The organism is Limnohabitans sp. TEGF002 (assembly GCF_055395845.1).
The window spans coordinates 2,891,965-2,907,234 of sequence record NZ_AP029224.1; the positions used below are offsets into that span (position 1 = coordinate 2,891,965).

Here is a 15,270-nt window from a genome sequence, read left to right on the forward strand (position 1 = left end):
GCAGCGGCATCAGAAGAACTTTTTCAGGTCCATGCCGGCGTAGAGCTGACCCACCTGCGCCTCGTAGCCGTTGAACATGAGCGTCTTGCGCTTCTTGGCCAGTAAACCGTCTTCGCCAATGCGCCGCTCAGTGGCCTGACTCCAGCGCGGATGGTCCACCGTCGGGTTCACGTTGGAATAAAAGCCGTACTCTTGAGGTGCGGCTTTTTCCCATGACGACACAGGCTGCTTGTCGGTGAAGCGGATTTTGACCAGGCTTTTGCCGCTCTTGAAACCGTATTTCCATGGGACCACCAAACGCAGGGGCGCACCGTTTTGCTTGGGCATGACCTCGCCGTACATGCCAAAGGCCAACAGGGTCAAGGGGTGCATGGCTTCGTCGAGACGCAAGGCCTCGACATAGGGCCAATCCAAAGCCCCACCCCGCAGACCCGGCATGGTCTTGGGATCGGCCTGGGTCACGAACTCCACAAACTTGGCGCCTGGCAGAGGCTCCACGCGTCGGATCAGATCGGCCATGGAGTAGCCCACCCAAGGAATCACCATGGACCAGCCTTCAACGCAGCGAAGGCGGTAGATGCGCTCTTCCATATCCCCCCACTTCATCAAGTCTTCCAGGTTCACGCGGGCGGGTTTCTTGACCAAGCCCTCGATCTCCACACTCCAGGGGTCGGTCTTGAGGGTATGGGCCCGCTTGGCCGGGTCAGACTTGTCGGTGCCAAACTCATAGAAATTGTTGTAAGTGGTGGCATCTTTGTAGGGCGTGGGTTTGTCCAGGACCATGGCCCCGGCCAGTTTGGAGGGCACCGAGGCCAGTGGCGGCAGTTGCCCGGGCCGGGCCATTTGAGCTTGTGCATCGCGCATGCCCCAAGCGGCCATGGCCAAACCGGCAGAGCCTGTGGCCATCTGGCGAATGATGTCGCGCCGCGTCTGGTAAACCGATTCAGGGGTGATCTCGCTGCCGACGGCGTGCTGAAAACCGGACTTGTCTGTGTGGATGATCATGCTTGACCCTGGCTGATGACGGAAAATATGAATTGGTATTTTGTACTGATTTAAAAACCCGCGCGCAAACGGCCTGCGCCACTTTGGAAACACGTCGATGCATCCTGCTGTAGGCCTTCTGATCCAGGTCGTGATCGCCATCCACATTGCCCTGCCTTTGGGCACCTGGTTGCTGTTGTCTGGCCGCCGCAATGACAAGACACGCCTGTGGTTCATCAGCATCTCGATCTACAGCCTGTCGCTTTGCTCCATTGCTTTGAGGCCTTACATCTCCGAATACCTGTCTTACCTGGTGGCATGGACCGGGGTGTTTGCGTCTTGGCTGATCATGATCGAAGCGCTGCGCCGCGAGCAGCATTTGACGCCTTGGCGCTGGCCCATGATGTCCGCACTGGTGACTGCATGGACAGCCTTTCTGGTCTGGCTACACCTCTTTGGTGACATCAACACCACAGGCATCTTGGTTTATTCGGCCACATTCATCGGCCTGAACATGGTCCTGTCATGGCGAGTCTGGCAACTCCGACGCATGACCAAAAGCCGCGGTTTGATGATGGTACAGCTGGCCTTTGCGATCTACGCCGGCTCTTATCTCAACCGTCTGTACCAATACGGAATGACGCGCGACATCGACTACCTGAACATTTTTTCCTTTTCATGGGTCAGCAATGTCGTGACCTTGTCTTCCATTCTGGCCATGGTCTTGATCTGTTTCGGCTATTGGGGATTTGTCCTTGAACGCTCCAACCAAGAGAAAACAACAGCGCAGGAAGGCCAGCTTCAAGCCCAGGCAGAAAGCGAAGCGATGCGCGCTTTGGTCAAGGAACGTGACCAGTTGCTGATGCTCAACGCCCGGGTGTCTGCGCTGAGCAGCCTGTCGTCGTTCTCGGCGATGCTGGTGCACGACATCAGCCAGCCCCTGCAGGCCTTGGAGCTGGGACTGTACGACCTGCAAAGCCAAGTCAAAACGGTACAAAACCAACCCCAGCTGCAGGTGCGTATCGATGAGCTGATGGTGCTGTCGGGCAAAGCCAGTGAGATGGTCAGCAGCTTGCGACGGTTGATGATCCGGGGGCAAGATCAGATGGAATCCGTCGACTTGCAGCAGGCCATCCAAGCGGTTTTCCCTATCCTGCAAGGCGAAGCAGCTCAACGCGGTATAGGCATCCGTTTTTTAACCCAGTCAACGCACTTAAGGCAGGTCCAAGCCAACGAAGTGATGCTGCAACGGATTGTGTTCAACCTGGCCGCCAACGCCATGGACGCCTTGAGCAGTCAGAAAAACGCTTCTTCCCCAGCACCTGCCATCCAGATCGAACTTTTGGAGCGCCATCAGGAAGGTCGTGATTGGGTGATCCTGCAAATCCAGGACAACGGCCCCGGATTGCCTGCCGCGCTTTTCCAGCAAATGAACGGGCCCGTGGTTTCGAGCAAAGCGCAAGGCTCGGGCCTGAGCCTGTTGTTGACCCAAAGCATGCTCCGACTTTGGGGCGGCCACACGGTGATGCAAAACCTGTCGTCAAACGACACGTCAGGCGCGGTTTTGCAGCTGTGGATGCTGCCAGCTGAAACCGCCAGCGCTTCGACCTGAAACCCTGCCTGATGGGGATGCGACGCGGCTCTGCCAGCAGCATGTGGGTCGCGCCATGATGAACTGTAAAATCAATTTTTACAGTTTTTATGACTCCAAATGAGCAAGCCAGGTTTGGTCCATGTGGTCGATGACAATGCCGACATACGAAAGATGCTGGCCTTGGTCTTGCAATCGCACGGCTACACCGTGCATGTGCACGACAGTGGCGCTGCTTATTTGAAGGCACCCGCCACCCAGTGGCCCCATGTGATGCTGCTGGATGTGCGCATGCCCGGCATGAGTGGTCTGGAGCTGCATGCCCACATGAAAGCCACCGGTAACGACATTCCGGTCATCTTCATGAGCGGCGAGAGCCAACCCCACGAAACGCAAGCAGCGAGCAACTCAGGTGCAGTGCACTTCCTGTGGAAACCCTTCAACACACGGGACATGCTCGCCGTGATCGACGAAGTGCTGAGCGAGGCCCCGCCCCACTGAACCGGGCAGGTGCCTGGCCGATTCGACTCAGAGCGTGCCGTAGCTGTGCAGGCCGCTAAGGAACATGTTCACGCCCAAGAAGGCAAAGGTCGTGATGCCCAAGCCCACCAACGCCCACCAAGCCGCCACGGTGCCGCGCAAGCCCTTCATCAGGCGCATGTGCAGCCAGGCGGCGTAGTTCAACCACACGATCAGGGCCCAGGTCTCTTTCGGGTCCCAGCTCCAGTAACCGCCCCAGGCCTCGGCCGCCCACAAAGCACCCAGCACAGTGGCGATGGTGAAGAAGGCAAAGCCCACGGCGATGGATTTATACATCACATCGTCGAGGATTTCAAAGGAAGGCAGTCGCTCGGCGATGCGACGGCGGCCCAGCAAAATGCCGGCCACTATGAAGGCGGAGATACCGAAATAAACCATCCAGTAGCTGCTGGTCTGGTCGTTGGCCGATTGGCGGAACACCACCGGCTCAAAGCACAACACAATGCCCAACAGCCACAATGGCGCCAGTTTGTACCAACGGGTCTCGGTCGCTTGTTGTTTGATCAGATAGGCAAAGGCGACCATCGCAGCCAAAGCAAAAGTGCCGTAACCAATGAAGTTGGCCGGAACGTGGATCTTCATCCACCAGCTCTTGAGGGCGGGCACCAGAGGCTGGATTTCATGCGCCTCACGCACCAACGTGTACCAGAGCAAAAAGCCCACCGCCGCGCTGACCACCAACATCACAAACGCACCCAAAGCGCGGGTCTTGTATTGCGCTTCGTAGTACAGGTAAAAAGCCGCGGTCATCCAGCAAAACATGATGAACACTTCATACAAGTTGCTCACCGGGATGTGTCCGATGTCCGGGCCCAACTGGTGGCTTTCGTACCAGCGCACCAAGGTGCCGATCAAGGCCAAGCCCACCGCCACCCAGGCCATGCGCGAGCCCAAAGACTCCATCGCGTCTGACTGACCGCGGATGAATATGCCGGCCCAATAAAAGACAGTACTGATGAAAAACAGCACGCTCATCCACAGGATGGCCGACTGGCTGGACAGGAAATACTTCAACAAGAACACCTGCTCTGATCGGGCCAGATCACCCTGATAAAGGTAAATGGCCAACAGCGACAAGCCCGTGACCACCAGCATCAATGTGCGCAGCGGCCGCCAGAACCAAGCCAACCAAATCACGGCCGGCAAGCTGCAGATCAGGATGGCCTGCTCGTACACATCCATCGCGTGCTGATAACGGGTGAAGGCAAACACCGTGCCCAACAGCGCCAGCAGGGCAAAGCCCCAGTCGATGGCCGAGCGGCTGGAAAGATAGCCTGGATTCAAAGTGACAGTCGTCATGGTGTTTTCTCGGAGCGGCCCAGCAAGCGGGCACTCAGTTGGTCAAATTCACGGTCCACGTCCATGGTCTTGCGGTTGGACGACAAGGCCACGCTCGCTTGGGCGCCATCACCCTGAGGCGACAGCCAGACCCACAAGCGACGATCCCGAACATACAGCATTGCAAAAATGCCCAGGATCAAAAGGGCACAACCCAGGTACACGATGGACTGGCCCGGGGCCCTGGCCACCTGGAAGACGCTGGCTTGCACCTGCTTGAAGTCCTTGAGCAAAAACGTCATGGGGGCGGGGTAAAACGGCGCATCGGACAAGGCCAGCACAGCCTGTGACATGAAGCCCTGCACTTTGTCAGCGGGCAGGGGCTTCGCTGCGGCTTGCTCACGGGCCACAGTGTCCAGCTCCAGCAAAGCGCCGTTCAAGATGCGCACAAACATTTCGCCTGCGCGCGGGCGTTCAGTCTCGGGCACATTGGCTTCCAGAAAATCAGCCAAAGCCTGCAGGCCCGCCACCTTCTTGCCTTTGACTTCTTCTTGACCCGCAAACAAGCCCAAAGCACGCTCGGCCGAATCGGCCAGCTGCTGGGTCAACTCGGGACGCTGCGGGTCCACCGCCTTGCGGGCGTACCGCTGCACCGCACGCTCGCGCAACGCGGGCGTTTCCAGCGCTGCGCGCAAGCGGATAAAGCCGGTCAACTCGCCGTTTTCATCGGCCGGAGGGCGCAGGTAGCGGTAAGGCTCACTGGGTGTCTCACGCATGCCCAACAAAAACACCGGCACACCATCGCCCGCATCCACAGGCAGCATGTAGTTGTTGTATTCACGGGCTTGACCCGCCGCGTCGCGCAGCTTGTAGCTCACGCTTGGGCCCACGTTGCGCAATTCTTTGGTCTTGGTGGTCTTGTGGCCCGCACCCAAGCGCTCGTCAATGGCACTGCCCAAATCCACCTTTCGCACATCCACCGCGGTGCCCTCGGGGCCTGCGCCACCGGACATGTTTTCCACGTTGATCACGCGCAGGCCTGTGAACTCCAGGCTCATTTTTTCGTTGCCATTGGTCAGGTCGGTGCTGCCGCCAATGGTGCCCTCGACCTCAAAAGACTTGGTGGCTGCGGCCATGGGGACGGCTTGGAGCTTGACGCTGGAGCCACCGTCGTCAAAGCTGGACTGGTAAATGTTGATGCCCTTGAAGCTCGCCGGGTGGTTCACCTCGACACGCGCTTCGCGCTTCTCGCCCGTGGCCTTGTCGTGGATGATGATGTCGCTGGCAAACAGCTTGGGCATGCCAGTCGAGTAGTACTCGACGATGAACTTTTTCAGCTCAATGACGAAGGGCAGGTCTTGCAGCAAGATGCCGTTGGACTGGTTCAAGATGGCCGTGCCCGAAGCCGTGTTTTCAGCCACCAGCAAATTGGCGCGAAAGGCCGGGTTGCGCTCCGACAAACGGTGTTGTGCCGGCACATCCGCGATCATGCCGCCACCGTTGTAAATTTCCTTGCCGCCAAACCACATCTGGGCGCGCACCGCCAGGTCGCCATCCAGCAAACCGCCCACACACACCAGCACAATGGCCGAGTGCGCAGCGATGTAGCCGATCTTGTTGGCTGCACCCGCCTTGGCCGCCAGCATCCAGCCCTTGCCCGCTGGGGTGTCTCGCTCTTGCAGCTTGACCTTCCAGCCGCCTGTGGCCAGCAGGGCACCCAGGCGTTTGGCCGCGACTTCGGGCGCTTCGTTCAGGTGCCCCTCGGCTTTGTGGTGAAAAGCCTTGAGGCTTTGCTCGCGGATGTTTTCTTTGTAGTTCTTCAGATCCACCAGGATCTTGGGCGTGTTGCGGGCAATGCACAGGCTGGTGCTGACCACCAGGAAAGCCAAGATCAGCAAGAACCACCAAGCGCTGTAAACGGTGTTGAGCTTGAGGGTGGCAAACAGCTCGGCCCAAAACGGCCCAAACTGGTTGATGTAGTTGTTGGTGGGCTCGTTTTGCTTGAGCACCGTGCCGATCACTGAGGCGATGCAAATGATCGTCAGCAGGGAAATGGCAAAGCGCATGGACGACAGCAACTCGATCACGGCCTGCCCTCGGGGCGAGCTGCGCTCGGATTCAGGGCTGGATGCAACAGTCGTCATGAGGTGTTCAAAAAGGAATCAGACAAAGAAAAGGCGGGGCATGGCCCGCCAGAAACAATCAAGGCCGGGAAAACCGGCCTTGAATCAAGTCATATCAGCCGATGCTGAATTGTGCCGCAGAGGCATGCGCCTTGGCTTAAATCCCCCTGAAACCAGCAGGTCAAGCCCGGCACACCCAACGGCAGCCCAACCCAGTTTCAGCGCAAACCAGCGATGTAGTCTGAAACGGCCTTGATTTCACGGTCGTTCATTTTGGCGGCGACCTGCGTCATTTGCAGGTTGTTCTTGCGAACGCCTTCACGGAACTGGGTCAACTGGGCAGCGGTGTAGTCGGCGTGCTGACCCGACAAACGGGGGTACTGCGAAGGCATGCCCGCACCGTTGGGCGAATGGCAGCTGGCGCAAGCAGCGATCTGGCGGTCAGGAATGCCACCGCGGTAGATGCGCTCGCCCCAAGCCACAGTGTCTTTTTCTTTGGCAAAACCGGGCTTGGCCTGGTTGGAAGCGAGCCAGTAGCTGATGTTGCGCATGTCTTCGTTGCTCAGGCCTGCCACCATGCCGCTCATCACGGCGTTGGCGCGTTTGCCCGATTTGAATTCTTGCAATTGTTTGAGCAGGTACTCGGGGTGTTGCTGGGCCAGCTTGGGATTGACGGGGGTGCCCGAATTGCCATCAGCGGCGTGGCAAGCCACACAGGCGGCTGTGTAAATGGCCTCGCCTTTGGCCAGGTCGGGTTTGGCGGCTTGCGGCGCAGGGCCGGCAGCCAGGGCGGAGCCGGCCACAAAAGCGGCCGACAGAGCAGTGATCAAGAGAGAGGAAATCGACTTCATGGCGTGATCCAAGAGTTGGCGCAAAACCCAAGGATTCTACAATGAGGTCCGCGTCAGTTTCCTGACGACCCAAGGTATCCCTGATTTATGAGCTCCCGCCCCCACGTTCGCGTTCCTGCAAGCGCCGCCAAAACCCCCAAAGCCACTGCTGCAGCGGTTTCTGAAACACCGAATACCCCTGCAGCTGTGACGCCCATGGGCTGGATGCACACCGCCCGTTTTTTGACCACTGCCGCGCAACTGCACCATTTGCCCGCGATGGACACCCCCGAAATTGCTTTTGTGGGTCGATCGAACGCGGGCAAGTCCACCTGCATCAACACCCTGACGCAGAAAAAGCAGCTCGCTTTTGCTTCTAAAAAGCCTGGCCGCACCCAGCACATCAACCTGTTTGCCCTGGGCAAACAAGGCATCACCGACGCCGTGCTGGCCGACTTGCCCGGCTACGGCTACGCCGCCGTGGCCAAGATGGACAAACTGCGCTGGCAGCAGGTCATGGCCAATTACCTGGTCAGCCGCGAAAACCTCAAGGGCATCGTCATGATGTGCGACCCGCGCCACGGCCTGACCGAGCTCGATGACATCCTGCTCGAAGTGATCCGACCCCGGGTCGAAGAAGGCCTGAAGTTTTTGATCATCCTGACCAAGGCCGACAAGCTCACCCGCGCCGAGCAGGCCAAAGCCCTGTCGATTGCGCGACTGCAAGCCGGTGGCGGCGAGGTGAAACTGTTCTCGGCCCTGAAAAAGCAAGGCGTGGACGAGGTGGCAAAGCTGCTGTGGGACTGGACGCACCCCCCCGAAGGCGCAGCCCCCGCCCCGGTGCCCACTGAGTCGCCTGAAGAAGAACCCGAAGCCCTGGACGAGTGAAACCCAGCCGCTGACAGCGCCGGATCACCGTCCCCCAAATGAGTGATCCCTCGTGCCCACACGCCCAAACCGTATTCAGACTTGGCAGCAAGCGCTGCCCCACGGCATCAGCCTGAGCTGCCGCGCCTGCGGTGAGCTAGGCCGACCCGTGCTGCTGTTTTTGCATGGCTTTCCGGAAGGGGCCTGGGTGTGGGACCCTTTGCTGCTGCATTTTTCCCGGCCCGAAAACGGCGGCTACCGATGTGTCGCCCCCAACTTGCGTGGCTTTGAACGCTCCAGCGCCCCCGAAGACGTGAAGGCCTACCGCGCCAAGTACTTGGTGCAGGACATCGTGGCCCTGATCGGCAGCGAATGTGGCACCGGTCAACCCTTGGCTGCCTTGATCGCCCACGACTGGGGCGGCGCGGTGGCCTGGAGCTTGGCCAACCAGTACCCCGAACGCCTGCGCCAGCTGGTCATCGTCAACTCGCCCCACCCCGGCCCTTTCCTGCGGGCCTTGCAACTGGACCCTGCGCAGCAAGCGGCCAGCGCTTACATGAACTTCTTGGTGCAGCCCGATGCGGCGGCGCATTTGGCGGCCAATGACTTTGAGCGCCTGTTCGGCTTTTTGACGGGCCAGGACTCCTCGCTGCAATCGCTCACCGCGCAAGCAGCAAACACCCCTGCGCACTGGCTCACACCTGCTGTGAAAGCACAATACCGCGAAGTTTGGCAGCATGGTCTGCAAGGCGGCCTGAACTACTACCGCGCTTCGCCCCTGCGTCCAGCCACCGCCATCGACCCGGGTGCCAGCGCTGTGCAGATCCCGCCCGAGGCGCTGCGCATCGAAGTGCCCACACTGGTGCTCTGGGCTCAAGACGATGTGGCCTTGCTGCCCTGCCTGACCGAAGGACTGGACGCGCACATCCCCGATCTGAAACTGGTGCCGATTGAACAGGCCACGCACTGGGTGGTGCATGAGCACCCCGAGCGGGTCATCACCGAAATCGCAGACTTTCTGCAGCTGCAGACCCGTCGGCCGCCTCAATAAAAAGGTGGCTCGCCCTCGGGCCGGGTCTTGAAGCGCTTGTGCACCCAGTAATACTGCTCGGGCATGGTGCGCACCCACTCGCCCAGAAGGCGGTTCATGCGGGTCGTGTCGTTGACCAAGTCGACAGTGGGGAAGTCTTGCAGCGCAGCATGTACCTCGATGTCGTAACCCGCAGCAGTCATGCGTGTCACCACGGGCACGACCCGCGCCCCGGCCACCCGCGACAAGCGCGACAGCGACGTCAGGGTGGCTGCTTTTTCAACCCCCAAGAAAGGCACAAAGATCGACTCCTCGCGCCCAAAATCCATGTCGGGCGAGAGGTGCAAGGGCTCGCCTTTTTTGATGCCCGCCAAAATCTGGCGCATGCCCTGACGCCGGAAATACGGCCGCACATTGCCCGAACGCTCGCGCCCCTGGCGCACCCAGGCCTCAACGGCAGGGCGCGACTGGCCCACAAAGATGAAGGCCACAGGCCCAGGAACATCGAAGGACACCGCCATGCCGCCCGCATCCAAGCCCACAAAATGCGGCGCAAACATCACCAATGGCCCCGGTTGCTGCAAAGCCTGTAAGTCGCCCACCCAACGCAGGCGTTGACGCACCAGCGCCTCGGGCGCATGCCAAAGCCAGGAACGGTCCATCACCGACTGCCCGAAGGCCACAAAGTGACGGTAGGCCAGGGCCTCACGCTCGGGCGCAGACAACTCCGGCAAGCACTGGCACAAATTGACCTGCACAATTCGGCGGCGCTTGCGTGCCAGATGCCACAGCAACCACCCCAAGCCATGGCCCGCGGCCCTTACCCAGGACAGAGGCAAGCGCGCAAACAGGCGCAAAACAGCGATCAGAAAATTCACCATGGTTCTTCGGGTTCGCTCAGGCCTGACGGGGCGTTTTGTAACGGGCGTAGCCCCAAATGTATTGCGATGGGCACTGCAAGATCAGTGCCTCCATGGCCTGGTTGATCTGCACCACAGCGGTGTCCAAATCATGGGACAAGGGGTGCCCCAGCGCCTGGGTGTGCAGACGGTAACCGTGCCCCCAAGGCAAGCGCTCACCCCAAATCAGAACCACCTGGGCGCTGGTTTGCAAGGCCAAACGCGCCGCCAAGGTCATGGTGTAGGCGGGTTGGCCAAAAAACGGTGCCCACTGCCCCATGCCCTCGGGCGGCACCTGATCGGGCAACAAACCCACGGCGCGCCCTGAACGCAGGGCTTTGATCATTTGCCGCACACCGGCCAAGGTTGTGGGCACGGCCTCCAAACCGGGTCGCTGTCGCGCCAGAGTCATGACCTCGCCCAAACCCGCATGCCGGGCGGGGCGGTACAGCACCGTCAAAGGACCGTGTGCAGCCGAAAAGCGCAACGCCAGCGCTTGGGCCGTGATTTCAAAACAACCCATGTGCGGGGTCAAAAACAGAACCCCTTGGCCGCTGGCATAGGCCTCGACAGCGGCGCGGTCGTCGGCCCACGTCAGTGCGGGCGTGCGGCCCAGCCACAGACGGGGCAACTCGGCCGACATGCGTCCAGCCTGCCCCACCGCGCGCCACACCCGGCCCCAGCCCAAGCCGGCTTGGCGTGAATTGTGCAAAAACCGGCTTCTGTAGCGACCTGAAAAACACCAGGCCAGCCAGCCCCCCACGCTGCCCAGCAGGTGCAGGGCCCACAAAGGCCAAAGAGCAAAAAAACGAAACCAACGCAGCATAGGGGAGTGATTTTGCCTTGAACCGGGGCACTACCTGTTTTTGGTCCGGCGCACTACCGGTTCATGCCAAACGCAAGTCACGCGGCGGGACCTACCATGACCACAGCGCCTGGAAATCGCCCATTCCATCCTTTTCAGTGCAAACAAGGAATTCACCATGAAAAACAACCAGATCAACCCGAACTATTTCAGCACCAGTCAAGCCGCCAAAATGCTGGGCCTGTCGGTCGGCACCATCCAGCGCATGGTTGAAAACGGGGTTTTCAAAGCATTTGTCACCCAAGGCGGGCACCGACGCATCTTGTCCTCCTCCCTGAACCAATACTGCAAACAAAAAGGTTTTCCGGGCATGGAGACAGCAGCGGACACACCCCTGGTGTGCGTACTGCACGACGACCAGCATGTGGCCAGCGCACTGGAAAAAATGACCCATTGGGAGCAAGTCAAGGTCATCACCCACCCACTGGACTTGATGGGCATTCACCAGGCCGTGGGGGTCTTTTTCATCGATGCGCGCATTCCTTGGCTGCACACGACTCCCCTGCACCTGCAGGACAATTTGATGCAAAACGCCCACATCGTGGTCTACAACAGCGGCCAACTGCCCACCAGCAGCCCCTTGCACTTGGCTCGAAAACTCAACTTGTTCGAAGGCGACATCAGCACCGACTTGGTTTATGGCTACATGCTCGGCAGTGCACAGGCCAGTGGCGTCGACACCCCCCGCCCGCTCCACCAGTAAAAAACACCTGAGTCTTGAAATGGCTCCAAATGCCCTTATCATTAGCACTCGATGGAGTTGAGTGCTAACAGCACCCCACTCCTCAGATTTCAGCAGCACCCTAGACCGGTGCTTTAGTTTTTCAACCCTTGTTTCATTTCAGGAGATTCCATGAAACTGCGTCCTTTGGGCGATCGCGTGATCGTCAAGCGTATCGAAAGCGAAACCAAAACAGCTTCCGGCATCGTCATCCCCGATTCGGCTGCAGAAAAGCCCGATCAAGGTGAAGTCCTGGCCGTCGGCCCTGGCAAAACCAACGACAAAGGCGAGACCAAAGCCCTGAGCGTCAAAGTCGGCGACCGCGTGTTGTTCGGCAAGTACAGCGGCCAGACCGTCAAGGTCGGCGGCGACGAGCTGTTGGTCATGAAAGAAGAAGACCTGTTCGCCGTTGTCGAATAAGTCACCCTTTTCCATTTTTTAAATACATTCAGGAGCTACTCACATGGCAGCAAAAGACGTCATTTTCGGCGGCGAAGCCCGCGCACGCATGGTTGAAGGCGTGAACATTTTGGCCAACGCGGTCAAAGTGACCTTGGGCCCAAAGGGCCGTAACGTGGTGTTGGAGCGCTCGTTCGGCGCCCCCACCGTGACCAAGGACGGCGTGTCCGTGGCCAAGGAAATCGAACTCAAAGACAAGCTGCAAAACATGGGCGCGCAGATGGTCAAGGAAGTCGCTTCCAAGACCTCTGACAACGCTGGCGACGGCACCACCACCGCCACCGTGTTGGCTCAAGCCATCGTTCGCGAAGGCATGAAGTACGTGGCCGCCGGCATGAACCCGATGGACCTGAAGCGCGGCATCGACAAAGCTGTGACGGCTTTGATCGAAGAGTTGAAGAAGGCCACCAAGGCCACCACCACCAGCAAAGAAATCGCCCAAGTCGGCTCCATCTCTGCCAACTCCGACACCAGCATCGGCGAAATCATTGCCAACGCCATGGACAAAGTGGGCAAAGAAGGCGTGATCACTGTGGAAGACGGCAAGTCTTTGAACAACGAACTCGACGTCGTTGAAGGCATGCAATTCGACCGCGGCTACCTGTCGCCTTACTTCATCAACAACCCAGAAAAGCAAGCCGCTTTGCTGGACAACCCCTTCGTGTTGTTGTTCGACAAGAAGATCAGCAACATCCGCGATCTGCTGCCCACACTGGAAGCCGTTGCCAAAGCTGGCCGTCCTCTGTTGATCATTGCCGAAGAAGTCGAAGGCGAAGCCTTGGCAACTTTGGTGGTCAACACCATCCGTGGCATCTTGAAGGTTGTGGCTGTCAAGGCTCCAGGCTTTGGCGATCGTCGCAAAGCCATGTTGGAAGACATCGCCATCTTGACAGGCGGCAAAGTGATCGCTGAAGAAGTTGGCTTGACACTCGAAAAAGTGACTTTGGCCGATCTGGGCCAAGCCAAGCGCATCGAAGTGGGCAAAGAAAACACCATCATCATCGACGGCGCTGGTGCTGCACAAGACATCGAAGCCCGCGTCAAACAAGTGCGTGTGCAGATCGAAGAAGCCACTTCTGACTACGACCGCGAAAAGCTGCAAGAGCGCGTGGCCAAGTTGGCTGGCGGTGTGGCCGTGATCAAGGTGGGCGCTGCCACCGAAGTAGAAATGAAAGAAAAGAAAGCCCGCGTCGAAGACGCCCTGCACGCGACTCGCGCTGCTGTGGAAGAAGGCATCGTGGCTGGCGGCGGCGTGGCTCTGCTGCGTGCACGTCAGACTGCTGGCGTCATCAAAGGCGACAACGCTGACCAAGACGCCGGTATCAAACTGGTGTTGAAAGCCATCGAAGCCCCATTGCGCGAAATCGTTTACAACGCCGGCGGCGAGCCGTCGGTGGTGGTGAACGCTGTGTTGGCCGGCAAAGGCAACTACGGCTTCAACGCAGCGAACGACACCTACGGTGACATGATCGAAATGGGTATTCTGGACCCTACAAAAGTGACCCGTACTGCTTTGCAGAACGCCGCTTCTGTGGCTTCTTTGATGCTCACCACAGAGTGCATGGTTTCCGAAGCCCCGAAGGACGAGTCCGGCGCTGGCGGCGGCGGCATGCCTGACATGGGCGGCATGGGTGGTATGGGCGGCATGGGCATGTAATTGCCCCGCTGTCTGGACTGAGGGTTTGCGCCCTCACCCGGCCAACAACAAAGCCCCGCAAGGTGAATGTCTTGCGGGGCTTTTTTCGTGGCGACACTTAAAGGCTTGCTCTGGAAGGGATCGAAAAAAAACTGTACCGATCGATCCCACATGAACAGACTCAAAGGGCCGCTGCCTCGATCTTCACCACCCAGTAAGCACCTTTGTCCTGCATCGCCTGAAAACGCACTTTCTGGCCGACTTGCAAGGCGTCGAGTTGACTCAGGTCCTTGACCTGAAAGACCATACTCATGGGCGGCATGTCCAAATTCTTGATCTCGCCGTGCTTGAGCGCCACCTTGCCTGCGGCCTTGTCGATGCGCCGCACCTCGGCTGAAGCCCAGGGCAAAGCGACAGCGTCATCGCTCACACGTTGCAGGCCGTCACGCTGCGCCATGCGGCGCAACCCCGGGTAATGTTGAAAGCTTTTCGTGCTGCCGTCTTTTTGCACCAGCAGCACGTCATAGGCGTCTTTGCGGCCCTTGTATTCGGGCCCGTCCATACCGGGACTGCCAATGGGCATGCCGGGCACTGACAAGCCCAAAGCCACAGGCCGCTCCTTGAGCAGGCGGTGGATGTCGGCAGCGGGCACATGGCCCTCAATAACATAGCCGCCCACACTGGCGGTATGGCACGAGCCGAGGTTTTCCGGCATGCCCAACCGCTTGCGTGCGGCGGTGTTACCTACGTCGCGCACCTCGACCTTAAAACCACTGGCCTGCAGGTGTTCCACCCACAGTTGGCAGCAGCCGCAGTTGGGGTCTTTCCAGACCTGCACGGTGGTGGCTTGCGCGAGCGCGGTGCGTTGAAATCCGGTGGCCGCCGTGATACCCAGCAGGGCTGCAGCATGGAGCCATTGACGTCTTTTCATGGGGTGTTCCTTCACTTGACGGTGATGCGGCCGATCATGCCCGCCTCAAAATGGCCCGGTATCAGGCAAGCAAATTCAAACGTACCTGCACGGTTGAAGGTCCAGACGATGGCCCCCTTCTGACCAGGATCCACATGCGCCATGTAGGGTTCATCGTGTTCCATACCAGGGTGTTTTTTCATCATCTCGGCATGCGCCTTGAGTTCTTGGGGTGTGCCGATCACGATCTCGTGCAGCACCTTGCCCGCGTTCACCGCCACCAGGCGCACCGTCTCGCCCAGCTTGACCTGGATTTCCTTGGGCGCAAAACGCATGTTGTCGGTCATGCGGATTTCGATGGTGCGTTGGACCTTTTTCGGATCGCCCGCAATGCCCCAGTCTTTTTGTTCCGCCGGGGCTGCCGACGGGGCGTGGTGGTTTTGGTGGGCCACGGGCGAATGGGCGTGCACAGCAGGCAGGACCAGCAGGCCCATGGTCAGCAGCACGGTGTGGATGGCGATGTTCATAAAAAATCCT

General features: G+C 59.2%; 15 protein-coding genes. 7 read left to right on the forward strand and 8 right to left on the reverse strand.

Features of this window, described 5'->3' with window-relative positions; translation table 11 throughout:
- Positions 1-9: 9 nt before the first annotated feature.
- Positions 10-1,005: a protein-methionine-sulfoxide reductase catalytic subunit MsrP gene (gene msrP / locus ACZ5SR_RS14525; protein ID WP_464449340.1), complete on the reverse strand. Its 996-nt coding sequence runs from the start codon at positions 1,003-1,005 to the stop codon at positions 10-12.
- Between the two features lie 97 nt (positions 1,006-1,102).
- Here msrP and ACZ5SR_RS14530 point away from each other — a divergent pair, with 97 nt between their 5' ends.
- Positions 1,103-2,596, forward strand: coding sequence for an ATP-binding protein (locus tag ACZ5SR_RS14530; RefSeq protein WP_464449341.1), 1,494 nt, complete (start codon positions 1,103-1,105; stop codon positions 2,594-2,596).
- A 99-nt stretch (positions 2,597-2,695) separates the two neighbouring features.
- Positions 2,696-3,076: a response regulator transcription factor gene (locus ACZ5SR_RS14535; protein ID WP_464449342.1), complete on the forward strand. Its 381-nt coding sequence runs from the start codon at positions 2,696-2,698 to the stop codon at positions 3,074-3,076.
- Between the two features lie 27 nt (positions 3,077-3,103).
- Here ACZ5SR_RS14535 and ccsB read toward each other — a convergent pair whose 3' ends face one another.
- The 3 genes from ccsB to ACZ5SR_RS14550 all read right to left on the reverse strand — a co-directional run bounded on the left by ccsB (position 3,104) and on the right by ACZ5SR_RS14550 (position 7,367).
- Complete coding sequence (gene ccsB / locus ACZ5SR_RS14540) at positions 3,104-4,414, reverse strand: c-type cytochrome biogenesis protein CcsB (protein ID WP_464449343.1); 1,311 nt, start codon at positions 4,412-4,414, stop codon at positions 3,104-3,106.
- Positions 4,411-6,537 (reverse strand): cytochrome c biogenesis protein ResB, encoded by a 2,127-nt coding sequence (locus ACZ5SR_RS14545; protein ID WP_464449344.1) that lies wholly within the window; start codon positions 6,535-6,537, stop codon positions 4,411-4,413. The genes ccsB and ACZ5SR_RS14545 overlap by 4 nt, the downstream gene beginning before the upstream one ends.
- 197 nt (positions 6,538-6,734) lie before the next feature.
- A complete protein-coding gene (locus ACZ5SR_RS14550; RefSeq protein WP_464449345.1) occupies positions 6,735-7,367 on the reverse strand; it encodes a c-type cytochrome in 633 nt (210 codons plus the stop codon).
- Positions 7,368-7,562: 195 nt separating this feature from the next.
- On the opposite strand from ACZ5SR_RS14550, the gene yihA reads away from it, so the two are divergent.
- Complete coding sequence (gene yihA, locus ACZ5SR_RS14555) at positions 7,563-8,234, forward strand: ribosome biogenesis GTP-binding protein YihA/YsxC (RefSeq protein WP_464451061.1); 672 nt, start codon at positions 7,563-7,565, stop codon at positions 8,232-8,234.
- Between the two features lie 52 nt (positions 8,235-8,286).
- A complete protein-coding gene (locus tag ACZ5SR_RS14560; protein WP_464449346.1) occupies positions 8,287-9,264 on the forward strand; it encodes an alpha/beta fold hydrolase in 978 nt (325 codons plus the stop codon).
- Here ACZ5SR_RS14560 and ACZ5SR_RS14565 read toward each other — a convergent pair.
- Together ACZ5SR_RS14565 and ACZ5SR_RS14570 are read right to left on the reverse strand one after the other, a co-directional pair.
- A complete protein-coding gene (locus ACZ5SR_RS14565) occupies positions 9,258-10,124 on the reverse strand; it encodes an LpxL/LpxP family acyltransferase (RefSeq protein WP_464449347.1) in 867 nt (288 codons plus the stop codon). The genes ACZ5SR_RS14560 and ACZ5SR_RS14565 overlap by 7 nt on opposite strands.
- 16 nt (positions 10,125-10,140) lie before the next feature.
- Positions 10,141-10,968, reverse strand: coding sequence for a lysophospholipid acyltransferase family protein (locus ACZ5SR_RS14570; protein ID WP_464449348.1), 828 nt, complete (start codon positions 10,966-10,968; stop codon positions 10,141-10,143).
- Between the two features lie 157 nt (positions 10,969-11,125).
- Here ACZ5SR_RS14570 and ACZ5SR_RS14575 point away from each other — a divergent pair, with 157 nt between their 5' ends.
- The 3 genes from ACZ5SR_RS14575 (at position 11,126) to groL (ending at position 13,844) form a co-directional block, all read left to right on the forward strand.
- Complete coding sequence (locus tag ACZ5SR_RS14575; protein WP_464449349.1) at positions 11,126-11,710, forward strand: helix-turn-helix domain-containing protein; 585 nt, start codon at positions 11,126-11,128, stop codon at positions 11,708-11,710.
- A gap of 150 nt (positions 11,711-11,860) precedes the next feature.
- The gene (groES, locus tag ACZ5SR_RS14580) at positions 11,861-12,148 is read left to right on the forward strand and encodes a co-chaperone GroES (protein WP_019426307.1); all 288 of its coding nucleotides are present in this window, start codon (positions 11,861-11,863) and stop codon (positions 12,146-12,148) included.
- Positions 12,149-12,191: 43 nt separating this feature from the next.
- A complete protein-coding gene (gene groL, locus ACZ5SR_RS14585) occupies positions 12,192-13,844 on the forward strand; it encodes a chaperonin GroEL (RefSeq protein ID WP_464449350.1) in 1,653 nt (550 codons plus the stop codon).
- Positions 13,845-14,004: 160 nt separating this feature from the next.
- Here groL and ACZ5SR_RS14590 read toward each other — a convergent pair whose 3' ends face one another.
- Positions 14,005-14,754: a DUF411 domain-containing protein gene (locus tag ACZ5SR_RS14590; protein ID WP_464449351.1), complete on the reverse strand. Its 750-nt coding sequence runs from the start codon at positions 14,752-14,754 to the stop codon at positions 14,005-14,007.
- Positions 14,755-14,765: 11 nt separating this feature from the next.
- Positions 14,766-15,260 (reverse strand): cupredoxin domain-containing protein, encoded by a 495-nt coding sequence (locus ACZ5SR_RS14595; protein WP_464449352.1) that lies wholly within the window; start codon positions 15,258-15,260, stop codon positions 14,766-14,768.
- Between the last annotated feature and the right edge of the window lie 10 nt (positions 15,261-15,270).